Below are 23,178 nucleotides of genomic sequence, written 5' to 3' on the forward strand. Positions count from 1 at the left end.
GAGAATATGAAAGTTGTAGAAACAAATTTTACCGATGCAAAATTGTTAGAACCGAGGTTATTTGGAGACGAGCGTGGTTTTTTTTCAGAGAGTTATAATAAGCAGGTGCTAGAAACATTAGGGATTACGTATTCATTTGTACAGGATAACGTATCTTATTCGGCTAAGGCTGGAACGATTCGAGGACTACACTTTCAAAAAAAACCGAAAGCACAAACGAAACTCATTCAAGTTATGCAAGGGGCAATTTATGATGTTATCGTTGATTTACGAAAAAAATCACCAACATTTAAACAATGGAAAGGGTATATTTTAAGTGCAGATAACCATCGGCAATTACTAGTGCCAAGAGGGTTTGCACATGGATTTTGCACGCTTGTCCCGCATACTATCGTTATGTATAAAGTAGATGAATATTATAGCGCAGAGCATGACTCTGGATTACTTTGGGAAGATAAAGATCTAGCAATTCCTTGGCCAGTAACCGATCCTATATTGTCCGATAAGGATCAGATATTACCATTATTAGAGGAATATGAAGATAGTTTTTAAGTAGGAGCGTTGTTTATGAATATATTAGTAACAGGTGGGGCTGGATTTATTGGAAGTAATTTCGTTCATTACATGCTACAAAGTTATGAATCATATAAAATTATTAATTACGATGCATTAACATATAGCGGGAATTTAAATAATGTAAAATCTCTTCAGAATCACCCGAATTACTTTTTTGTAAAGGGAGAAATTCAAAATGGAGAGCTATTAGAACACGTTATAAAAGAGCGGGACGTACAAGTGATTGTAAATTTTGCAGCTGAATCACATGTGGACCGTAGTATTGAAAATCCGATTCCTTTTTATGATACAAATGTAATTGGGACGGTCACTTTATTAGAACTAGTTAAAAAATATTCGCATATAAAATTTGTGCAAGTATCAACGGATGAAGTGTATGGCTCTTTAGGAAAAACAGGGAAGTTCACAGAGAAAACGCCGTTAGCTCCAAATAGTCCATATTCTTCAAGTAAGGCGAGCGCGGACATGATAGCTCTATCTTACTATAAAACATATCAATTACCGGTTATAGTAACGCGTTGTTCTAACAATTATGGACCGTACCAGTATCCTGAAAAATTAATTCCATTAATGGTTACGAATGCACTAGAAGGAAAAAAACTACCGTTATATGGTGATGGTTTAAATGTAAGAGATTGGTTACATGTAACGGATCATTGCAGTGCGATTGACGTTGTTTTGCATAAGGGACGTGTAGGAGAAGTATATAATATAGGTGGAAATAATGAAAAAACAAATGTAGAAGTTGTGGAACAAATTATTACTCTTTTAGGAAAAACAAAAAAAGACATTGAATATGTTACAGATCGTTTAGGGCACGATCGTCGTTATGCGATTGATGCAGAGAAAATGAAGAATGAATTTGATTGGGAACCGAAATATACGTTTGAACAAGGATTACAAGAGACGGTGAAATGGTATGAAAAGAATAAGGAATGGTGGAAACCACTAAAAGACCAGTAAGGGGCATGTTACATGAAAGAGAGGGTTATCATAACAGGAGCAAACGGTCAATTAGGAAAGCAACTATTTGAAGAGTTAAACTCTGAAGAATATGATATATATCCATTTGATAAAAAGTTATTAGATGTGACAAATATATCCCGAATACAACAAGTGGTACAAGAAATAAAACCACATATAATTATTCATTGTGCTGCCTATACGAAAGTAGATCATGCGGAGAAAGAACAGGATCTTGCATATAGAATAAATGCAATCGGGGCTAGAAATGTAGCGGTTGCTTCACAATTAGTAGGGGCGAAGCTAGTTTATATTAGTACTGATTATGTATTTCAAGGCGCTAGACCAGATGGATACGACGAATTTCATAGTCCAGCGCCGATAAATATATATGGAGCCTCTAAGTATGCGGGGGAGCAGTTCGTCAAAGAGTTACATAATAAATATTTTATCGTTCGCACATCGTGGCTATATGGTAAATATGGAAAAAATTTCGTGAAAACGATGATGCGATTAGGAAAAGAAAGAGATGAAATATCTGTTGTAGCGGATCAAGTTGGCTCGCCTACGTATGTGGCGGATTTAAATATGGTTATTAATAAGCTCATTCATACTTCTTTATACGGTACATACCACGTATCAAACAGAGGCTCATGCTCTTGGTTTGAATTTGCACAAAAGATATTTTCGTATGCAAATATGAAAGTGCATGTATTACCTGTTTCAACGGAAGAATTCGGGGCTGCAGCTGCGAGGCCCAAATATTCTATTTTTCAACACAACATGCTACGATTAAATGGTTTTTCACAAATGCCTTCTTGGGAAGAAGGATTAGAGCGGTTTTTTATAGAAACCAAAAGTCATTAACAAATTTCTGTTAATGACTTTTTTGTTTGCCTTTAAGCGGTTTTATGGTACTATAATTATAGTATCAGGTACTAATAACAAGTATAAGTATTTCTGGGAGGATATATCATGGAACTATTACAAGGGAAAACATTTGTTGTTATGGGCGTTGCGAACCAAAGAAGTATTGCATGGGGAATTGCTCGCTCTTTGCATAATGCAGGTGCAAAATTAATATTCACATATGCAGGAGAACGTTTAGAAAGAAACGTTCGTGAATTAGCGGACACATTAGAAGGACAAGAATCACTTGTATTACCTTGTGATGTAACGAATGATGAGGAACTTACAGCTTGCTTTGAAACAATTAAACAAGAAGTAGGTACTATTCACGGTGTAGCACATTGTATTGCTTTTGCAAATCGCGATGACTTAAAAGGTGAATTTGTAGATACTTCTCGCGATGGATTTTTACTTGCACAAAATATTAGTGCATTCTCTTTAACAGCTGTAGCAAGAGAAGCGAAGAAAGTAATGACAGAAGGCGGAAATATTTTAACGTTAACATACCTTGGCGGCGAGCGCGTTGTGAAAAATTATAACGTTATGGGTGTTGCGAAAGCTTCATTAGAAGCGAGCGTGAAATATTTAGCGAACGATTTAGGTCAACATGGTATTCGTGTCAACGCTATTTCTGCAGGACCAATTCGTACGTTGTCTGCAAAAGGTGTAGGCGATTTCAACTCAATCTTAAGAGAAATTGAGGAGCGCGCACCACTTCGTCGTACAACAACTCCAGAAGAAGTTGGCGATACAGCAGTATTCCTATTCAGTGATTTAGCACGTGGAGTAACAGGAGAAAACATTCACGTTGATTCAGGGTATCATATCCTAGGATAAATAGAATATTAATTTTTAAAGGACAATCTCTAAATGCTGAGATTGTCCTTTTTATTTGTTCTGAGAAAGAACGATTTTTAACGAAAGTTCTTGCCACGTGATGAATATAACTATAATAGTACACGATTTATTCAGCTACGTATGGAAGTGGGAGGGACGAGTGTGAAGAATAAAAATAAAAGTTCAACAGTTGGAAAACCGTTGTTATATATTGCGCAAGTAAGTTTAGAACTTGCTGCACCGAAAATAAAAAGGATTATCCTGACAAACTTTGAAAATGAAGATCAAAAAGAGCAAAGTAATAGACATGAAAATATTGTAAGCGGTGCTGTGGAAGAGGTAACAGAACAAGAACAACAAGAAGAGCAGCAAGGGGAAGAAAAAATAGAAGAAGAAAAAGAAGAACACGCAGAACAAGAAGAGCAAGAAGAGCAAGAAGAGCAAGAAGAGCAAGAAGAGCAAGAAGAGCAAGAAGAGCAAGAACAACAAGAACAACAAGAACCAGTAAGAACTGTCCCGTATAATAAATCATTTAAGGATATGAATAATGATGAAAAAATTCATTTTTTATTAAACCGCCCTCATTATATTCCGAAAGTAAGGTGCAGAATAAAAACAACTACAGTTTCTTATGTTGGATCGATCATATCGTATCGTAATGGCATTGTATCTATTATGCCGCAAAATAGTATGAGAGATATTAGGTTGTCTATAGATGATATCCAATCGATTAGTATGGCTGGCTTTTAAATATGTAAAGGTGGTAGAAAGCTTCTACCACCCCAATAGTTTTTTAGTTTACTTAACGATAGAAACGTCGCGTAAGCATTGAATCGCACAGAAACAGCTTAAATCAACAGTAATACAAGTAGTTGTAGATATTAATCTTGCATTTGGTACAGCTAAAAACGTACAAATTGGATCGTCACCAGGTGGTACCGGAGAACTGTCACCTAAAACTACAGTTAATACACGTAGTACAGCACAGCTATCGTCATCTACACTTTCCACACGGAAAATTGGAGATCGGCAGCTAGTAAGGCTTGCAGATGGTGCGAATGCTTCAAAAGGTTCTCCAGTTTTTGTGTATAAAATAAAAGGGCGTGTATTAGCTACTGATGCAGTATTGTGTGCACCTAAGAATGGGATTTCACAACCAGATCCACATGTTGTTGTAGAACAATCTTGTAATTCATTGATGAATTTTACAACGTCAACTACACAATGAGAAGAGCCATGGTGTTTATTTTCGTTACAACTCATTAATGTCACTCCTTATCTTCTTGTTTGTATTTACATTAATAAGATATTGGAGTCGAGGAGATTTGGTCACAATCTCAAGACCTTTTTTTTTAAATAGGCGAAAGAGGATAAGGGAAGGTGGAATTATGCTGTTTACAAGCTGGCTTTTATTTTTTATTTTTGCGTTAGCTGCTTTTAGGCTCACTCGTTTAATTGTATATGATAAAATAACAGCCTTTTTGCGAAGACCATTTATTGATGAATTAGAGATTACGGAGCCGGATGGAAGTGTATCAACATTTACAAAAGTAAAAGGTAAAGGATTAAGAAAGTGGATTGGTGAATTGTTAAGCTGTTATTGGTGTACAGGTGTATGGGTTAGTGCTTTTTTATTAGTTTTATATAATTGGATTCCTATCATTGCGGAGCCGTTACTTGCATTATTAGCCATTGCAGGTGCAGCAGCAATCATTGAAACGGTTACAGGATATTTTATGGGAGAATAATATTTTTTCATAATAAGAGAAAAAGCGGAGTTTAAAAGAATCAGGGAACGGAAATAAAGAGTTGTTCATATAGTAAATAGACAGAATTGACAGTAGAGGAGATGTTTGCTGTGAGCAATAATCCAAGGCAAAATTCATATGACCTGCAGCAGTGGTATCATATACAGCAACAACACCAAGCACAACAACAGGCATATCAAGAACAATTACAACAACAAGGATTTGTGAAGAAAAAGGGATGCAATTGTGGGAAAAAGAAGAACGCAATAAAACAATATGAAGAATGAAACACTCATGCTACTGTGAGTGTTTTTTATTATATAAAAAGCGGTATTTCTGTATTAGAAATACCGCTTTTTACTAACTAATTTGTGCAACTGTTAATGCTGCTGCGCGGATGTCTACAGTTCCAATTAACTGAACTGGCACAATTTGAATTAAGTCACCAGGATTTAAGTTAATAAGAATAACACCACTGGATACATCTACTTCACCAGTACCAATAACGTTAGAACGAACTGCTGTACCTGATCCAGGAATAATGTTAGCTGGCGTATTTAATGATAAGAAGAAACGACCAGCTTCTGGTGCAACAGGTGAGTTATCAAGACTAATTGTTAATGTATAACTGATTTGATAAATACCAGCTCGTAGAATTCGAATGCCATCTCCGACACTTACTGTATCGTTGATTACAGGAACAGTAATATTTGGATTTGGACTTACGCTAGGTAATAATAGTGGTGTAAATAGTGAAGCAAACTGAGGTGCAGAAGCATTGAAAGCAAAACCAAAGGCAGGTAGTGTACTAGCTGGCTTCGCCTCACAATCGATTTTAGTAAATTCGCAATCAGAAGAGAACATGTTTTTCACTCCTTTATCTGTTTCTACTTTCAGTTAATGAAAAGGACAGGTTCTATGTTCTAGACAAGTTCCCAATTTTAAGAAATTTACATAAGAATACTCTTTAAGCATGGATTGGGTGGCAGAATTATCTGCCACCCAATCCATGCTTAACTCATTATTTAGTTTTAAATAGAAACATCGCGTAAGCATTGAATAGCGCAGAAGCAACTTAAATCAACAGTAATGCAAGTGGAGGTTGATATTAGTCTTGCATTTGGTACAGCTAAAAACGTACAGATTGGGTCGTCACCAGGTGGTACAGCGGTACCATCACCTAAAACTACAGTTAATACACGCAATACAGCACAGTCATCATCATCTATACTTTCTACGCGGAAAATAGGAGATCGGCAACTAGTAAGGCTTGAAGATGGTGCGAATGCTTCAAAAGGTTCTCCAGTTTTTGTGTATAAAATAAAAGGACGTGTATTAGCTACTGATGCATTGTTATGTGCACCTAAAAATGGAACTTCGCAACCAGATCCACATGTTGTCGTTGCACATTCTTGTAGTTCATGTATAAAACGAACAACATTCGATACACAGTTGAAATCACACTCATGTTGATGATCTTCATTACAATTGCAGCTCATTATGTTCACTCCTTCTCGTGAGTTCTGACATACACTATTACAATATGAGTGGGATATGGTTGATATTACGTTAATTCTTATGATAAAAACAAGGAATTTATATAGGAGGGATGTACATAACGCATTATAAAAAAAGACATCCTTATTTAGTGGATGTCTTTTCAGGTAAATCTTTTCGCACAGTATATAAAAAACGAGATATATCTAATTTCTTTCCTCTGAAAAATTGCGGAGAAGAAATGTAAAGTTCTTCTTTCGCACGTGTAATGGCGACATAAAGTAATCGGCGTTCTTCTTCTAATGCTTCAGAAGTTTCCGTAACACGATCATTTGCATCTTTTAAAGAAGAAGTATGCGGCAGGATCCCATCACTCGCTCCAAGTAAAAAGACACATGGAAATTCAAGGCCTTTTGCGTTATGAATTGACATAAGTGAAACGGCATCTTTTTGCGGCATTGTTTTTAATGCTTCCATTTCTTTTTGACCTTGAATTGCTTCGTCAATAAATTGTAAATAAGCTGGAATATCGGTGAAACGAGTTGCAGACTCCATTAATTCTTCCAACATTTCTTCTTGTATGTCTTTATGCATCGTAAAGGAAGAACGATCGTTACTTTGTAAGTACTCTAAATATTTTCCTTTACCATGAATGATTTCTTTTAATGCTTTTTTCGGTTCTAATTCTTTAATAAATTTAATAAAATCAATACGCTCATTTACTTTTTTCACTTGAAAAGGTTTTAAGCTCGGATTTAATAATAAGAAATGAAGAAGAGAAGGAAAACGGCCTTCACCATATTTCCATTGTTCACGCTCAATAAATGAAATACAATCATCACGTCCGATATACATCGTCGGCAATATGTTTGAAAGTGATTCTAGTCGAAACGGCTCAATCACGAGTCTTAAATGATCTAATACAGGCTTAATTAAAGAATGTTCATAAAATGATTGGCTCGCCCCGTGTTTAATAAACGGGATTTTATGAATGGTAAGCTGATCAAGTAACGAACGGCTTACAGAATGTGTGCGATACAGTAAACAAAAATCTTTATAGTTTCGTTCACCGCTATCCACTTTTTCTTGAATGAGCTGTAAAATTTGATTTGCTTCATCAAGAGTCGTAGCAGGTCTTGAATAAAAAGGTTGTACACCTTCCTCACGAACGGAGTATAGCTCTTTATCAAAACGTTCTTGATTTAATTTTATAACTTCATTTCCAAGCCCGACGATAAAGGGATTGGATCGATAATTCGTATTTAGTGCAATGATTGTTGTGTTATCAAATTCTTTTGGAAAAGATAAAATAATTTGGTGACTTGCCCCTCGCCAGCCATAGATAGCTTGATCATCATCACCTGCGATGAACAAATTATTTCTTGGTGTGGCTAACAATTTTACAATTTCATATTGTGCATACGATGTATCTTGAAACTCATCTACTTCAATGTAGTGAAAACGTTGTTGTAATTGAGTTAGTAAAGGAGCATTATTTTCTAACATATAATATGTTTCCAATAAGATGTCATCGAAATCAATATAATTGTATCGTTGTTTTACTTCTTCAAAACGTTCATATACTTCTTTAAATTCTTGTTCCACTGGTGTTTTCGCTTTTACATCTTTCGGACGATTTAATTTGTTTTTCTCAAGTGAAATCATCGCGAGTATCGTTTCCGCATCATAATCGTCTTTTAAACGCAATTCTTTTAAGATTTTCTTTATCATAATTTGTTTATGTTTTTCATTTGCTAAAATTTGCTGATTATACCCTTGACTACGAAGCAATTTTAAGAAAACAGAGTGGAATGTACCAGCAACAACATAGCTACTTGCTGCATGATTCATACCCGGTAACTTCGCAACACGACTTCGTATTTCTTCAGCTGCTTTTTGTGTAAATGTAAGTAATAAAATATTTCGTGGATGAACTTGTTTTACATTTACTAAATAGCCAACGCGAGTTGTTAAAACAGATGTTTTCCCGCTTCCAGCACCAGCTAGTGTGAGAACAGGACCTTCTGTTGTGCGCACGGCTTCTAATTGTTTTTCGTTTAAAAAAACATTTTGTTGTTCGAGAGCGCGGAAATAAGCCGCATCTACATCTTCTTCCATAATTAAATGGGTAGATGTTTTCGGAATATGATATGTCGCACGCGGAATATCGGCGTGTGTTAACGATTTTTGTGAAAATTTTTCTTGTGTCATATGTTCACCTTCAAAACTATAGCATCAACATTTAACTTTAGCGGAAGAAAAAGAAAATAGCAATGTAAAAAACAGGAGGGGTCACCTCCTGCTTTCAAATTACAATTCTTTTATCATTACGACGTGCGGGATATTTGCTTCCATAAATACATCAGAACTCGTTACATAGCCAAGTTTTTTATAGAAATCTTCAGCATGTGTTTGAGCATGAAGTTTCAATTTTGGTAGCGAATTTTCTTTTGCATACGCTTCAAGCGCATCCATAACAATTTTTCCGATACCTTTTTTACGATGGGAACCTAGCACGCAAATGCGTTCCATTTTCCCTATACCATCAAGGGTGCGAAAACGTCCAGCACCAACTGGAACATCATTGTCATATATAACAACGTGTGTTGAAGTTTCTTCAAACTCATCGTACTCTTCTTTAGCAGAGACACGTTGTTCATTTACAAACACTTGTTTACGTACAGAGAATGCATCTCTTAGTTGTTCGTCCGTTTGTACAATCTGTGCGTGCAAATTAGTTGTTCCCCTTTCCAAGGTGGAATGTTTCGTGTACAGTCCATGTTCCATTTTCTAATTGATATAGAAGATGGAAACGATCAATTGGTTGTTCATAATAGAAATCTTTCATACGTAATCGACCCAATACATCAGCATGCTCTGCATCTGATAAGCCTTGTCCGATTGTTAAGTGAGGTACGAAAGCATATTCGCGTTCTTGTGTGAATAACCCGCCATGCATTTCTTCATTTAAGAAAGTAAGTTCAGGTGTTTTTTCTACTTTAAAATAAAGGACGTTATTAACAGGTGCGAATGAACCAACTTTCCCAACATGAAGGGTGAAAGGATTCGTTTTACCTGCGATTGTATGTAGCTCGTTTACAATCGATTCTAATTGTTCATCTTGCGTCTCAAAGGGTGTTTTCAATGTAATATGTGGCGGAACTAATGCGTAGTGCGGGTCATAACGCTTACGCAATCCGTTCGCTTTATCTTGAATCATTTTAGATGGAAAAATTACAATGCCTAATTTCATGTTCCAATTCCTCCCTTTGTAAGTCTAGTTAGATTTTGAGATAAATAAATCTCTTTATCTATTATATCAAATTATTCTGAATACTGCTCTCTATTATTTCATTGATAGAATATGAGAGAAGGCTTTCGGTAAATCAGTTTGCCAATATTTCCAAGTATGATTACCTTCAAACTCCTCGTAATGCGTAATGAAATTTCTATCTGTGAGAAGTGTATTTAACTCACGGTTTGGTTCTACGAAATCAGATACTTGTCCATCAGTACGCTTTACAGCCGTTTCTTCTGTACCAATGACGTGATACAGTTCTAATGCTTGTGGATCTTTGAAGTCTTTTGCTAAGTTCATCACTGTCTCATCCACAAATGGTGATTGCATAACGACTTTACCGAATGTATGCGGATACATAAGTGCAGTCATAAAGGAAACTGTTCCGCCAAGAGAATCACCAATTAAAACACGACCTTTTCCCATTTGGTACGTTGGATAATTTTCATCAATATATGGTGCAAGTTCATGAGCAAGGAAACGAATATATGCAGCATTTTTCACTTCACTTGGGAAATATTTTTCTTTACGATCCTGTACATTTTTATATGGAATACCGACAATAATTGTACGGTCAATTTCTTCAGTTTCACGAAGGCGCTCAATTACACGGTGCGCTTTACCAAGCTGAAAATAATCTCTACCATCTTGTGCAATTACAACTGTATGTTTGTGCAGTGGTGTGTAATTTACTGGCAAATAAACGAGAAGCGTAACGTCTTCTTGAAGTGATGCGCTATAAAATGAAATTTCTTCAATTCTCCCTATTGTTTGACTCATGTAGATCCCCCTAAATAAAAATTTACTGTAACGATTGTAAGAGCGACGCTTGTAGTGAAAAAGGAAATAAATATTCACTAATTGGTGCCTTAATTTCTATTTTACCATAATGGTACGAAGAATCTAAAAAATTAGTATTTAAGTTACGAAAGAAAACGGATATAATGAAGTGGGATTTTTGACAGGTGAGAGGGGAGACAGGATTTGAAACAAGAAAAATCAATCGCACTACCATTGGCTATTTCTATAATTGCTATTTCCTTTGCAGCAGTTTTTGTAAAGATGTCCTCAGCACCATCTTCAATATTAAGTATGTACCGCTTATGGATTATCGTACTTATTATGCTGCCTATCGTATGGAAAAAAAGAGAGGAATTTAATAGGATTCAAATGAAAGATTGGGGCTTTTTAATTGGATCTGGTTTCTTTTTAGCACTTCATTTTCTTTTATGGTTTGAATCTTTAAAGCATACAACAGTTGCTAGTTCAACAATTATTTTGGCACTTCAACCGATCGTATCTTTAGTTGGAGGTTTTTTTCTGTTCAAAGAAAGAACAACATATTCAGCCATTGCAACGATGGGAATCGCTATTCTAGGCGTAATGTGCATTGGTTGGGGAGATTTAGGTTTAAGTAAGCAAGCAATTTATGGAGACATATTATCCTTTCTAAGTGTAATAGCAGTTGTCGGTTATTTATTTATCGGGCAAACGACAGTAAAGAAAGTATCACACTGGATTTATAGCTTTACAGTCTTTGCATTCGCAGGTCTTTTTATGGGGATTTATAATGTCATATTGCAAGTCCCCTTTACAGGTTATACGAAGTGGGATTGGACCGTTTTTCTTTTACTTGCGGTTGTGCCGACAGTGTCACATGTAATTAATAACTGGCTATTAAATTATGTAAATGCAACGACAATTTCAATGAGTATTTTAGGAGAACCTGTTGGAGCATCTATACTTGCGTTCTTCTTACTTGGAGAAAAATTAAATGCAATGCAAATTATCGGTAGCATGCTCGTATTGTTTGGTGTATCTGTTTTCTTACTGCAGCAACAAAAGCGAACATCAAAAAATGTCGTAAACGAGCCGGTGTACACACAGGAATTATAGTGTTAGGGGAGAAAAGAGAAGTTATGATACTTCTCTTTTTGTTTTATAGAAATGCGGGCGTAGAAGGGGGAGGAAAATGGAAGAGATATTAAAGAAGTATATGAATAGATTTACAACACTAAGTGAAGAAGAGCAGCAAATGATCCTCAGGGAATTACAAATTGAAGAATATAAAAAAGGAACAGTGCTCCTAAGACAAGGAAATGTTCCGTTAAAATGTTATTTTGTATTAAAAGGATGCGTTAGGCAACATAGTATAGATGAAGCAGGGAAAGAAGTTACATCAAATTTTTATACAGAAGAACAGGCAATTTCGAATTTCAACCATCATAAACAAGATAAATCTTCATCATATACGTTAACGTGTTTAGAAGATTGTACTGTAGTTGTTGGTGATCTACATAGTGAAAAGGACATGTATAATAAGTATTCACAATTAGAAGAAATGACGCGTAAAATGATCGAGTACAATTTCGGTGAAGTACAAGATGAACTTGCTGTATTTATCTCATCGACACCAGAAGAGCGATATAAAACATTGTTACGAAAACGCCCGTATTTAATTCATCGCGTTCCACAATATCAGCTAGCAAGCTATCTTGGCATGACACCAGAATCATTAAGTAGAATTAAGAAACGGCTTAATTAGAGTGTTTACCACCTTTCAATAGTAGCCATATCGCAAGTCCTAATTCACCTGCAATCATAGGTAATTGGAATAGTGATTGTATGAGTGAAATCATTGTATCGTATTGTGTAAACATTGTATTCATGACGTGAATTAGCATATAACCGGTAGCAGCAATGAACAGCAGTATACTAATAAACTTTGGTATCTGTTTAGAGAGAAAAGCTACATAGCCTAAAACGAAAAGATGCAATCCAAAAATGATCAATCCTACAGACCAAATGTATTCGAATGCACTGAGAAACAACATTGTATATGTTTCTGGATTTGCAATTGTATTTTTTGAAAGCAATAATGCCAATATTAGATTGAATATAGCAATCCCAAGTATAGCTGTATACATAAGACGAAGCAAAGCGGCTAGTAATGAGAGGCTAGTATGAATTGGTTTTAGAAAGAAATAAAGAGCCCATGCAGCGACAATATCAGTGATAAAAATGATAATCCACCCAAAAACTTCCGCTTTGAAAAGTGAATTTGAAGTTTGGATATTATGGAATGTTGTACTCGCATCTCCTTGTATAACGAGGTTTCCATGAACAAAACCGTAAGAGAAAAATGCAATGAATGCCATAACAAGAAGAGATGTGCTGGCAAATAAGGCGTACTTTCGTTCAGTCATAATATGTCCTCCTTTTCTAATATTGTTTTCATTATAATAGGGAAGAGAAGAAGATTCATTGACTTAAATCAAGACGGTGAAAGTTTAGTAGAATTTCCATCAAAAAAAATGTATGGTTATATACAATTTTTTATTAACCTTGTAAAAAGTAAAAACTAAAACATTGAAATCAAGTAAAAGAGTGGCTACAAAGCCACTCTTTTACTTTGGATTTGTCATATAAGGTTGTACATGAATGACACATAGGTCACGGAATTTGCCTTCAGCAGTTGTGACAATTACGACTGCTCTACCTGCGCTTTTTCCAGTAATTGTCACGGTGTCGCCTTTTGGATATATGGTGATGATATCAGAATTCATATTTGACCAAATAAGCTCTTTATGCGTTGCTTGTATTGGCAAAATGGAAGCTGATAACACAATGTTTTGTCCCGTTTTTATTTTTAATTTATGTTTTTCCATATGAACACCGATGACTGAAATAACAGAAGGAGCAATTGAAATTTTAGGCGGGTTAGGTTGCATGTTTAAACAAGACGCAGAAGTATTTGTGATAGGTGAAAATTTTCGTGTTTGTTGTTGCTGGAAAGCTGCTAACATGTTGGAGTCCCCTTTCTGTATAAGTGCTGATACTCATACTATAAAGGAGTAGTGTTATGTTAAATTTAACGAAACATAAAGAATTTGTTAAATTTGATAAGAAGATTGTCGAACTGTAAAAAATCTCTGCTGTTACGATAACAGCAGAGATTTTTTTTATAAATTATGACGATGTTGTTTTTCGAAATCCTCAAATTGCTCTTCAACTTCTTTTGAAGGTTGTGTTAGTAAACTAACAATTACGATGGCTAGTAAACTAATAGCGAAACCTGGAATCATTTCATATAAGAAATCTTTTAAGAATTTGAATTGAGTCCATATAATAACAGTAGCGGCACCAGAAATCATACCAGCAAGCGCGCCCCATTTCGTCATACGTTTCCAATATAAGCTTAATAAAATAGCAGGTCCAAATGAAGAACCAAAACCAGCCCAAGCGTACCCAACAAGAGCTAAAATCGTATCATTTTGTTTAAACGCTAAAGCGCACCCAACTAAGGCAATAACAAGCACAGCCATACGACCGACAAATACAAGTTCTTTATCAGATGCAGAACGTTTGAAGAATGTACGATATAAGTCTTCCGTTACGGCACTAGAAGTAACGAGTAACTGAGATGAGATTGTACTCATGATCGCTGCTAAAATAGCGGCTAATAAAAATCCAGTAATAAGTGGGTGGAATAAAATTTTTCCAAGTTCAAGGAAAATTGTTTCTGGGTTAGATAATGTTAACTCTTGTTGTGAATAGTAAGCAATACCAATAAGACCAGTAAACATAGCTCCAACAACAGAGAAAATCATCCAGCTCATACCAATTCTTCGTGCACTTTTAAGTTCTTTTACAGAAGAAATTGCCATAAAGCGTACGATAATATGAGGTTGTCCGACATAACCAAGGCCCCATGCGAATAGAGAAATCATTCCTAAAGTAGAGGCACCTTTAAAAATATCTAGACGTGTTGGATCTACAGATCGAATTGTATCAAATGCAGGTCCAAGTCCGTTCGAATTCATAATTGTTACGATAGGAACAAGAATAAGAGCGACTACCATAATGATTCCTTGTACGAAGTCTGTCCAACTTACTGCTAAGAAACCACCAAATAATGTGTAAGCGACAACAACGCCTGCAACAATGAATAATCCAACATGATAGTTCATGCCAAATGAATTTTCAAATAATACAGCGCCTGAAACTAATCCTGAAGCTACATAAAAAGTAAAGAAAATCATAATAACAAGTCCGGATACTAAGCGTAGCATATGAGATTTGTCGTGGAAACGGTGTTCCAAAAATTCTGGAATAGTAATAGAGTTGCTTGCAATTTCTGAGTAGGTACGTAAGCGAGGAGCGACATAAAGCCAGTTTGCATATGCGCCTAGTGTTAGGCCGATCGCAATCCAACTACTACTTAATCCAACGCTAAACATTGCACCGGGTAATCCCATTAAAAGCCAACCACTCATATCGGATGCTCCAGCACTTAATGCTGTTACTGCGGGGCCTAGTGTACGCCCGCCAAGCATATAATCTGTTAAGTTGGACGTTCGTTTGTAGGCGAAATAGCCGATTACTAACATCCCGAGCATGTAAATAGAGATAGAAGTTAAAGTTAACATCTGCGTACTCATGTAGTTCCCCTTTCTTTTGTCAGGTCTTTTGATGGGTTATGCATATTTTTATCCCGCATTAACGGGCAGCAAAACTCCCACCTTAAAATTGGCTGGGCAAGGAAGTTAGGTGGGAGATCAACTGTCCGTTAATGCCCGATTGGTTCAACTAATAATCAGTGGGGATGAACACCCTCTACTGATTAAAGTTTCACTTTATAATCTATCATGATTATTCTGAAAAATCCATATAGAAATACGAATTTTCAGAAATGTAAGCGTTTTTTGATGTTATTTTACTTTTTTAATATATAATATTCATACAAAAAACCTTATTTTTAATAGAGTATTTATTATATTTACATAAAAAGAGGTTGTTTTGTCAATATAATATTGAAAGGAAAGAAAAATAAAATTTTTAAAAAAGTATTGACTTGTGAAAAAAGTCAGGTCTATAATGAGTGCAACTTAAAAAAATGCAAGCGTTGATGAAGAAGAGTACACATGATGAACATGTCAGAGAGCTGATGGTTGGTGCGAATCAGTATGGAATTGATGTGGAATGGGCTTCGGAGCTTCCAAACCGAAACGAAAGAAGTAGGCTTTGGCGACATGATCTCATCGATACAAGAGACACGTATTGTTTTTGATACGGTAAAGTGCGTTACATTTGTAACGAATTAAGGTGGCACCACGGGAGTACCCGTCCTTTCTATAGGATGAGTACTCCCTTTTTGTGTATAAAAAATTAAATAAATGAAATCGTTTAAGTAAGAAGAGTACGTATATTGGAGACGTTACAGAGAGCCGGGAATAGGTGGGAGCCCGGTACGGTGCCATATACGGAATGGGCTTACGAGAGGTATGCTGAACAATTATTTTTAGTAGGCAACCCGGGTTCCGCCGTTACAAGGATAAGGTATAAAATTTGTACCTGAACAAAGCGGGATGCTTTTGCATCCAACACGAGGTGGTACCGCGGTATATTTATCGTCCTCTACATATTTTCGATATGTAGGGGACTTTTTTATTTTTCAGAGTGAGGTGAAGGACATGATGACGAAAGAAGAATTTATAAAACAAAAAAGAGAGAGAAAGACATTTTTAGTAATTACTGAAGAAGAAGGAGATAGCATTACGCCAATTTCTTTATATAGACGTATGAAAGGAAAGAAGAAATTTTTATTAGAAAGTTCACAGCTTCATCAAGATAAAGGGCGTTATTCTTACTTAGGATATAATCCTTATGGAGAAGTAAAAAGCGTTGGTACGGAAGTAGAACGAACGATTTTCGGCCGGGCAGAAAAGTTACAAGGTAACGTACTACAAGTGTTAGAAGAAATAATCGCACCATCACAAGTAGACAGCCCATTTCCATTTTGCGGAGGAGCAGTTGGTTATATTGGATATGATGTCATTCGGCAGTATGAAAACATTGGAGCGGATTTACACGACCCATTAAATATTCCGGAAGTACACCTCTTACTATATCGTGAGTTTATCGTTTACGATCATTTACGCCAAAGGTTGTCGTTTGTATATGTATGCAGGGAAGATGATTCAGCAGATTATGAGGAAGTATACGAAAGGCTACGAGTATACAAAGAGGAAGTGCTACAAGGAGAAGAAACTGAAGTAAATGCAATACAATCCACATTATCATTCACTTCTTCTATAACGGAAAAAGAGTTTTGTGAGATGGTAGAAATGGCGAAAGAACATATAAGAGCCGGAGACATATTCCAAGTCGTACTGTCACAGCGTTTACAAAGTGAATGTATTGGTGATCCATTCGCGTTATACCGAAAACTTCGAATTGCAAATCCATCACCATATATGTTCTATATCGATTTTCAAGATTATGTTGTACTCGGTTCTTCACCGGAAAGTTTGCTATCAGTAAGGGAGGATAAAGTAATGACGAATCCAATTGCTGGTACAAGACCGAGAGGGAAAACGAAGAGGGAAGATGAGGAAATCGCAAAAGAACTGTTAGACAATGAGAAAGAGCGAGCAGAGCATATGATGCTTGTAGATCTTGGGCGAAACGATATTGGTAGAGTGAGCGAAATCGGCTCGGTTACGATAGATAAATATATGAAAGTAGAAAAATACTCTCACGTTATGCACATTGTATCTGAAGTTTACGGAACATTGCGAAAACAAATGAGTGGATTTGATGCATTAGCGTATTGTCTACCAGCAGGAACAGTGTCGGGAGCTCCGAAAATTAGAGCGATGGAAATTATAAATGAGCTAGAGAATGAAAAAAGAAATGTATACGCGGGTGCAGTTGGATACGTTAGTTTTTCAGGGAATCTTGATATGGCGCTCGCTATTCGAACGATGGTCGTAAAGGGTGAAAAAGCATACGTTCAGGCAGGAGCGGGAATTGTTTATGATTCAGACCCAGTAGCTGAATATGAAGAAACGTTAAATAAAGCGAGAGCACTATTGGAGGTAATGAAATGATTGTACTAATTGATAATTATGATTCATTTACTTATAACTTGTATCAACTGTTAGGTGAATACGAAGAAGATATTGTAGTCGTAAGAAATGATCAAATAACGATAGAACAGCTAGAAGAGATGAATCCAAGAGGAATTGTACTTTCACCAGGACCAGGAAAACCAGAGGATGCTGGCATTTGTATCGATGTCATCCGCCATTTTTATAAGAACGTTCCCATATTAGGGATTTGTCTAGGCCACCAAGCGATCATAGCTGCATTTGGAGGAGACATTGTTAGAGCAGAACGTATTAAACACGGAAAAACATCGCGTGTGAAACATAACGGAACGTCAATCTTTTCATACGCTACACAGCCGCTAACGGCGATGCGCTATCATTCCCTTGTTGCAGAGCACACGAGCTTGCCAAAGTGTTTTGACATACTAGCGACAGCGATGGACGATGGAGAAATTATGGCAGTTCGTCACAATTATTATCCGCTCTTCGGATTACAGTTTCATCCGGAATCAATCGCAACAGAAGAAGGCGGAAAGTTAATACTTGCCTTTTTAACAGAAGTAAAAGAGGAGGAAAGAGTATGAATAACTATCTTCGTAAATTAGTGGAGGGTCAACATTTAACAGAAGAGGAAATGTATAAAGCAGGACTACTTTTATTAAGTGAAAACATATTAGAAAGTGAAATTGCAGCTTTCTTAGTCTTACTGAAAGCGAAAGGTGAAACTGCAGAAGAAATATACGGCCTTGTTCGAGCTCTTCGCGAAAAGGCATTGCCGTTTTCGAACCATATACAAGGAGCAATGGACAATTGCGGGACGGGTGGTGACGGTGCTCAAACGTTTAATATTAGCACAACTTCAGCATTCGTACTGGCAGGAGCAGGTGTAAAGGTTGCAAAACATGGTAATCGTGCTGTTTCTAGTAAAACAGGAAGTGCGGACTTATTAGAAGAATTAGGTGTAAATATTAGCAGTACGCCAAGCGAAATTGATTATTTACTAGAGCATGTGGGCATTGCATTTTTATTTGCACCAGCGATGCATCCAGCACTAAGGCGCATTATGAAAATAAGAAAAGAGTTAAACGTGCCGACGATCTTTAATTTAATTGGCCCTTTAACAAATCCAGTGAATTTAGAAACACAATTTGTCGGTATTTATAAACGAGATATGTTATTACCAGTTGCGCAAGTATTACAAAAGTTAGGCCGGAAACAAGCACTTGTCGTAAATGGAAGTGGTTTTTTAGATGAAGCATCATTACAAGGGGAAAATCACGTAGTCCTTTTAAAAGATAATGAAATAGTGGAAATGAGTATTGATCCAGAAAAGTATGGTTTTTCAAGAGTGAAAAATGAAGAAATTAGAGGGGGGAATTCAAAAGAAAATGCAAAGATTACAGTCGGCGTATTGAGCGGAGAAAAGAGTGTTTATCGCGATACCGTTTTATTAAATGCAGGTCTAGCTCTTTTCGCAAATGGAAAAACGGAAACGATTGAAGAAGGAATTAAACTCGCGGCACATAGCATTGACTCTGGAAAAGCATTAGCCAAATTAAACTTATTAATTGTAGCAAGCAACGAAAAATTAGAAAGGGTGAACTAAAGTGGGGACGATTTTAGATGAAATTTTAGAACAGAAGAAAAAGGAAGTTGCGGAGTTATATGAAATATATACACCAGTAAAAACAAAAAGAAAGACACATTCACTTGTAGAAGCGTTACAGCAGTTTACTGTCATTGCAGAAGTAAAGCGAGCATCACCATCAAAAGGAGATATCAATTTACACGTTGACGTACGAAAACAAGTGGGAACATATGAGAAATGTGGTGCAGGAGCAGTATCTGTTTTAACAGATGGTCAATTTTTTAAAGGATCGTTTCACGATTTACAAACAGCAAGAGAAGAAAGTAACATTCCGCTTTTATGTAAAGATTTCATAATCGATAAGATTCAAATCGATAGAGCGTATGAAGCGGGAGCAGATATTATTTTACTAATCGTAGCAGTGTTAACGAAAGAGAAGTTAAAAGAGCTGTATAGCTACGTGTTAGAAAAAGGATTAGAAGCGATTGTTGAAGTTCATGATGAACAGGAATTAGAAACTGCGATTGTATTAAATCCGCACGTTATTGGCATTAATAATCGTAATTTAAAAACGTTCGAAGTAGATTTAAGCCAAACTGAAAAGCTTGGAAAAAGATTGAATGAGGAGAAACTACTTTGGATTAGTGAAAGTGGCATTCATTCAAAAGAAGATATTATTCGTGTTAAAAGAGCTGGAGCCGAAGGTGTATTAGTTGGAGAGGCGCTTATGACATCATCTTCTATTAGTAGTTTTTTTGAAGATTGTAAGGTGAATATATGAAAGTGAAAATTTGCGGCATCACTGATGTGGAAACAGCGAAAAGTGCATGCGAATATGGCGCAGATGCACTCGGATTTGTTTTTGCAGAAAGTAAGCGGGAAATCACTCCAAAGAGAGCGGAAGAAATCATTCAGGAGCTTCCAGCCAACGTGTTAAAAATCGGTGTTTTCGTAAATGAATCAGTAGAAGTGATCCAGAAAATTGCAGATGAGTGCGGGTTAACACATGTACAACTACATGGGGATGAAGACAATTATCAAATTAGAAGATTGAATATTCCGTCTATAAAGTCACTAGGAGTAACTTCAGAGAGTGATATGAAAAACGCCCAAGGGTATGAAGCGGATTATATATTATTTGATAGCCCGAAAGAAAAGTTTCATGGAGGAAATGGAAAGACATTTTCATGGGAACTACTTAGAGATATGCCAAAAGAATTGCGAAAGAAAATGATATTAGCTGGTGGATTAAACGCTCTTAATATAGAAGAAGCAATTCGAACTGTTCGGCCATATATGGTCGATGTGAGCAGCGGAGTAGAGACAGAAGGAAAGAAAGATGTAGAGAAAATAAAACAATTTATTATAAAAGCGAAGGAGTGTTCCAAATGAACTACGCATATCCAGATGAAAAAGGACATTACGGTATATACGGAGGACGATACGTTCCAGAAACGTTAATGCAATCTGTACTAGAACTAGAAGAAGCATATAAAGAAGCGATGCAAGATGAAGCATTTCAAAAGGAATTAAATCATTATTTAAAAACGTACGTCGGAAGAGAAACACCGCTATATTATGCTGAAAATATGACGAAGTATTGCGGTGGTGCAAAGATTTATTTAAAACGTGAAGATTTGAATCATACAGGAGCTCATAAAATTAACAATACAATCGGTCAGGCACTACTTGCAGTGCGAATGGGCAAGAAAAAAGTTGTCGCTGAAACAGGAGCTGGACAACACGGAGTTGCAACAGCTACTGTATGTGCTCTTCTCGGATTAGAATGCGTCATTTTTATGGGAGAAGAAGATGTAAGACGTCAAAAATTAAATGTGTTCCGAATGGAATTACTCGGAGCGAAAGTAGAAAGTGTAGCGGCAGGTAGCGGTACATTAAAAGATGCGGTAAACGAGGCGCTTCGTTACTGGGTTTCACATGTGCATGATACGCACTACATTATGGGATCTGTTCTCGGACCACATCCATTCCCGCAAATTGTCCGTGATTTCCAAAGTGTAATTGGAAATGAAACGAAAAAACAATATGAGGCGTTAGAAGGAAAGTTACCAGAAGCAGTCGTTGCTTGTATTGGCGGTGGTAGTAATGCGATGGGGATGTTTTATCCGTTCGTACACGATGAAGAAGTTGCTCTTTACGGCGTAGAAGCAGCTGGAAAAGGCGTTCATACAGAAAAGCATGCAGCAACTTTAACGAAAGGAAGCGTTGGCGTTCTCCACGGATCAATGATGTATCTTCTGCAAAACGAAGAAGGACAAATTCAAGAAGCACACTCTATTTCAGCAGGACTTGATTATCCAGGTGTTGGTCCAGAACATAGCTTGCTAAAAGATATTGGCCGCGTTTCTTATCATTCGATAACAGACGAAGAAGCATTAGAAGCATTTCAATTATTAACGAAAAAAGAAGGCATTATCCCGGCGTTAGAAAGCTCGCATGCTGTCGCATACGCATTAAAATTAGCTCCGAAAATGAAGGAAGATGAAGGACTTGTTATTTGTTTATCTGGCCGTGGTGATAAAGATGTAGAGAGTATAAAACGTTATATGGAAGAGGTGTAAAAAATGGGAGTAGAAAAAATTAAAGCAGCGTTTGAAAATGGTAAGAAAGCATTTATTCCGTACGTAATGGGCGGAGATGGTGGCTTTGAAAAATTAAAAGAAAGAATTCGTTTTTTAGATGAAGCAGGAGCGAGCATCGTTGAAATCGGCATTCCGTTTTCGGATCCAGTCGCAGACGGTCCAACGATTCAAAGAGCAGGGAAACGAGCGCTAGATAGCGGTGTAACAGTAAAAGGTATTTTTCAAGCATTAATAGAGGTAAGGAAAGAAGTGCAAATTCCGTTTGTACTCATGACATATTTAAATCCAGTACTCGCATTCGGAAAAGAACGATTTGTAGAGAAGTGCTTAGAGGCCGGTGTGGATGGTATTATCGTTCCAGACTTACCGTATGAAGAACAAAATATTATTGCGCCGTTACTTCGAGAGGCAAACATTGCGCTTATTCCACTCGTTACCGTAACGAGCCCTATTGAAAGAATTGGAAAAATCACGAGTGAATCAGAAGGGTTCGTTTATGCTGTTACAGTAGCGGGCGTAACGGGAGTACGTCAAAACTTTAAAGAGGAGATTCATAGTTACTTAGAAAAAGTAAAATTACACGTCAACTTACCAGTAGTCGCTGGATTTGGCATTTCAACAAAAGAACATGTAGAAGAAATGGTTACAATATGTGACGGTGTTGTCGTTGGAAGTAAAGTGATTGAGTTATTAGAAAATGAAAAACGAGAAGAAATATGTGAATTAATACAGGCAACAAAACAAAAAGAAGAGGCGTAGTCTCTTCTTTTTGTTTTGCGTAATAAATGTTAAAATATACAGAAAATACATATAATCTAGAGGGTGAGAAGGCATGCTAAGACGTAAACTACTATATCTTCTTTTAACTGTACCGCTATACGCTTGGCTCATTAGCATGACGAAAATAGAGTTGATGGCTCTATTTTTAGGATATGTATTTATCTTTTCCAACTTAAATCGCATTCAAGAACAGTCTATTTTAGAAATATGTCTATTTTCGATTAGTATAGAATTATTTAGTATCGTTTCGATTGTATTATTAAACGAATTATTTCTACGGATTCATTTATTTACATTAATGAAATTTTGGAATATTGCATTGCAAGCAATATGTACTTACATTGTGTTTGTTGTGTTGAAAAAAATAATCGGACAGCAGACAGTTTTTCAGGATAATAGAAAATGGGAGTGAATGAAAAGGGGCCGTTTGGCTCCTTTTTTAAATCTGTCTTAAAAACAATTGAAAATTACAACATCTGTTATATAA

Annotated in this window: 27 protein-coding genes and 2 other annotated features; of the genes, 17 read left to right on the forward strand and 10 right to left on the reverse strand. The window is 36.5% G+C overall.

Features of this window, described 5'->3' with window-relative positions; genetic code table 11:
* Positions 1-6: 6 nt before the first annotated feature.
* From rfbC to ATL10_RS00105, 5 genes are all read left to right on the forward strand, one after another.
* Positions 7-552: a dTDP-4-dehydrorhamnose 3,5-epimerase gene (gene rfbC, locus ATL10_RS00085; protein ID WP_090975822.1), complete on the forward strand. Its 546-nt coding sequence runs from the start codon at positions 7-9 to the stop codon at positions 550-552.
* Between the two features lie 15 nt (positions 553-567).
* A complete protein-coding gene (rfbB, locus tag ATL10_RS00090) occupies positions 568-1,539 on the forward strand; it encodes a dTDP-glucose 4,6-dehydratase (protein ID WP_090975824.1) in 972 nt (323 codons plus the stop codon).
* A 12-nt stretch (positions 1,540-1,551) separates the two neighbouring features.
* Positions 1,552-2,406: a dTDP-4-dehydrorhamnose reductase gene (gene rfbD, locus ATL10_RS00095; RefSeq protein ID WP_110496190.1), complete on the forward strand. Its 855-nt coding sequence runs from the start codon at positions 1,552-1,554 to the stop codon at positions 2,404-2,406.
* Between the two features lie 108 nt (positions 2,407-2,514).
* Positions 2,515-3,285, forward strand: coding sequence for an enoyl-ACP reductase FabI (gene fabI / locus ATL10_RS00100; RefSeq protein ID WP_000421885.1), 771 nt, complete (start codon positions 2,515-2,517; stop codon positions 3,283-3,285).
* A 141-nt stretch (positions 3,286-3,426) separates the two neighbouring features.
* Complete coding sequence (locus tag ATL10_RS00105; protein WP_110496472.1) at positions 3,427-4,035, forward strand: spore coat CotO family protein; 609 nt, start codon at positions 3,427-3,429, stop codon at positions 4,033-4,035.
* Positions 4,036-4,083: 48 nt separating this feature from the next.
* Here the strand turns inward: ATL10_RS00105 and exsY are convergent, their stop codons facing one another.
* Positions 4,084-4,548 (reverse strand): exosporium assembly protein ExsY, encoded by a 465-nt coding sequence (exsY, locus tag ATL10_RS00110; protein ID WP_001277740.1) that lies wholly within the window; start codon positions 4,546-4,548, stop codon positions 4,084-4,086.
* 125 nt (positions 4,549-4,673) lie between these two features.
* On the opposite strand from exsY, the gene ATL10_RS00115 reads away from it, so the two are divergent.
* Complete coding sequence (locus ATL10_RS00115) at positions 4,674-5,033, forward strand: DUF1360 domain-containing protein (RefSeq protein ID WP_000899660.1); 360 nt, start codon at positions 4,674-4,676, stop codon at positions 5,031-5,033.
* Positions 5,034-5,134: 101 nt separating this feature from the next.
* On the forward strand, positions 5,135-5,320 hold the full coding sequence (locus tag ATL10_RS00120; protein WP_023521433.1) for a hypothetical protein: 186 nt from the start codon (positions 5,135-5,137) through the stop codon (positions 5,318-5,320).
* A 73-nt stretch (positions 5,321-5,393) separates the two neighbouring features.
* Here ATL10_RS00120 and exsF read toward each other — a convergent pair whose 3' ends face one another.
* The 6 genes from exsF to ATL10_RS00150 all read right to left on the reverse strand — a co-directional run bounded on the left by exsF (position 5,394) and on the right by ATL10_RS00150 (position 10,608).
* The gene (exsF, locus tag ATL10_RS00125) at positions 5,394-5,897 is read right to left on the reverse strand and encodes an exosporium protein ExsF (RefSeq protein WP_000492939.1); all 504 of its coding nucleotides are present in this window, start codon (positions 5,895-5,897) and stop codon (positions 5,394-5,396) included.
* Between the two features lie 167 nt (positions 5,898-6,064).
* Complete coding sequence (gene cotY, locus ATL10_RS00130) at positions 6,065-6,532, reverse strand: spore coat protein CotY (protein ID WP_001277719.1); 468 nt, start codon at positions 6,530-6,532, stop codon at positions 6,065-6,067.
* 142 nt (positions 6,533-6,674) lie between these two features.
* Positions 6,675-8,741, reverse strand: a complete 2,067-nt coding sequence (locus ATL10_RS00135) for an ATP-dependent helicase (RefSeq protein WP_072939702.1) — start codon at positions 8,739-8,741, stop codon at positions 6,675-6,677.
* A 99-nt stretch (positions 8,742-8,840) separates the two neighbouring features.
* Positions 8,841-9,263: a GNAT family N-acetyltransferase gene (locus ATL10_RS00140; RefSeq protein ID WP_110496192.1), complete on the reverse strand. Its 423-nt coding sequence runs from the start codon at positions 9,261-9,263 to the stop codon at positions 8,841-8,843.
* Between the two features lies 1 nt (position 9,264).
* The gene (locus ATL10_RS00145; RefSeq protein ID WP_000765871.1) at positions 9,265-9,783 is read right to left on the reverse strand and encodes a YjcG family protein; all 519 of its coding nucleotides are present in this window, start codon (positions 9,781-9,783) and stop codon (positions 9,265-9,267) included.
* A gap of 93 nt (positions 9,784-9,876) precedes the next feature.
* Positions 9,877-10,608 (reverse strand): alpha/beta hydrolase, encoded by a 732-nt coding sequence (locus tag ATL10_RS00150; protein ID WP_000084015.1) that lies wholly within the window; start codon positions 10,606-10,608, stop codon positions 9,877-9,879.
* Between the two features lie 204 nt (positions 10,609-10,812).
* Here ATL10_RS00150 and ATL10_RS00155 point away from each other — a divergent pair, with 204 nt between their 5' ends.
* On the forward strand, positions 10,813-11,724 hold the full coding sequence (locus ATL10_RS00155; protein WP_016082441.1) for a DMT family transporter: 912 nt from the start codon (positions 10,813-10,815) through the stop codon (positions 11,722-11,724).
* 76 nt (positions 11,725-11,800) lie between these two features.
* A complete protein-coding gene (locus tag ATL10_RS00160; protein ID WP_070757200.1) occupies positions 11,801-12,373 on the forward strand; it encodes a Crp/Fnr family transcriptional regulator in 573 nt (190 codons plus the stop codon).
* On the opposite strand, the gene ATL10_RS00165 is transcribed toward ATL10_RS00160, so the two are convergent.
* The 3 genes from ATL10_RS00165 to putP all read right to left on the reverse strand — a co-directional run bounded on the left by ATL10_RS00165 (position 12,366) and on the right by putP (position 15,269).
* Positions 12,366-13,034 carry a DUF4386 domain-containing protein gene (locus ATL10_RS00165; RefSeq protein ID WP_000140099.1) on the reverse strand — a complete coding sequence of 223 codons (669 nt, stop codon included), beginning with the start codon at positions 13,032-13,034 and terminating at the stop codon, positions 12,366-12,368. The genes ATL10_RS00160 and ATL10_RS00165 overlap by 8 nt on opposite strands.
* 201 nt (positions 13,035-13,235) lie before the next feature.
* Entirely contained in the window at positions 13,236-13,634 is a 399-nt protein-coding gene (locus ATL10_RS00170) for an Ig-like domain-containing protein (protein ID WP_075718265.1), read from the reverse strand.
* 156 nt (positions 13,635-13,790) lie between these two features.
* Positions 13,791-15,269, reverse strand: coding sequence for a sodium/proline symporter PutP (gene putP, locus ATL10_RS00175; protein WP_053564997.1), 1,479 nt, complete (start codon positions 15,267-15,269; stop codon positions 13,791-13,793).
* A 455-nt stretch (positions 15,270-15,724) separates the two neighbouring features.
* Positions 15,725-15,962: a binding site (T-box leader), on the forward strand.
* A gap of 42 nt (positions 15,963-16,004) precedes the next feature.
* Positions 16,005-16,249: a binding site (T-box leader), on the forward strand.
* A gap of 52 nt (positions 16,250-16,301) precedes the next feature.
* Between putP and trpE the strand changes: the two genes are divergently transcribed.
* The 8 genes from trpE (at position 16,302) to ATL10_RS00220 (ending at position 23,103) form a co-directional block, all read left to right on the forward strand.
* Entirely contained in the window at positions 16,302-17,720 is a 1,419-nt protein-coding gene (trpE, locus tag ATL10_RS00185; RefSeq protein WP_141541743.1) for an anthranilate synthase component I, read from the forward strand.
* Entirely contained in the window at positions 17,717-18,304 is a 588-nt protein-coding gene (locus tag ATL10_RS00190; protein ID WP_098235203.1) for an aminodeoxychorismate/anthranilate synthase component II, read from the forward strand. Before trpE ends, ATL10_RS00190 begins: the two co-directional genes overlap by 4 nt.
* The gene (trpD, locus tag ATL10_RS00195; RefSeq protein ID WP_001067370.1) at positions 18,301-19,326 is read left to right on the forward strand and encodes an anthranilate phosphoribosyltransferase; all 1,026 of its coding nucleotides are present in this window, start codon (positions 18,301-18,303) and stop codon (positions 19,324-19,326) included. Before ATL10_RS00190 ends, trpD begins: the two co-directional genes overlap by 4 nt.
* 1 nt (position 19,327) lies before the next feature.
* Positions 19,328-20,089, forward strand: a complete 762-nt coding sequence (gene trpC / locus ATL10_RS00200; protein ID WP_110496194.1) for an indole-3-glycerol phosphate synthase TrpC — start codon at positions 19,328-19,330, stop codon at positions 20,087-20,089.
* On the forward strand, positions 20,086-20,700 hold the full coding sequence (locus ATL10_RS00205) for a phosphoribosylanthranilate isomerase (RefSeq protein ID WP_000865141.1): 615 nt from the start codon (positions 20,086-20,088) through the stop codon (positions 20,698-20,700). The genes trpC and ATL10_RS00205 overlap by 4 nt, the downstream gene beginning before the upstream one ends.
* Positions 20,697-21,890 carry a tryptophan synthase subunit beta gene (trpB, locus tag ATL10_RS00210; RefSeq protein WP_001105035.1) on the forward strand — a complete coding sequence of 398 codons (1,194 nt, stop codon included), beginning with the start codon at positions 20,697-20,699 and terminating at the stop codon, positions 21,888-21,890. Before ATL10_RS00205 ends, trpB begins: the two co-directional genes overlap by 4 nt.
* 3 nt (positions 21,891-21,893) lie before the next feature.
* Positions 21,894-22,670: a tryptophan synthase subunit alpha gene (gene trpA, locus ATL10_RS00215; RefSeq protein ID WP_098235207.1), complete on the forward strand. Its 777-nt coding sequence runs from the start codon at positions 21,894-21,896 to the stop codon at positions 22,668-22,670.
* Positions 22,671-22,743: 73 nt separating this feature from the next.
* Entirely contained in the window at positions 22,744-23,103 is a 360-nt protein-coding gene (locus ATL10_RS00220; protein ID WP_110496196.1) for a DUF4029 domain-containing protein, read from the forward strand.
* Positions 23,104-23,178 lie beyond the last annotated feature (75 nt).

This window comes from Bacillus sp. 196mf, from assembly GCF_003217275.1.
In the GTDB taxonomy this organism is placed as follows: Bacteria; Bacillota; Bacilli; order Bacillales; family Bacillaceae_G; genus Bacillus_A; species Bacillus_A thuringiensis_S.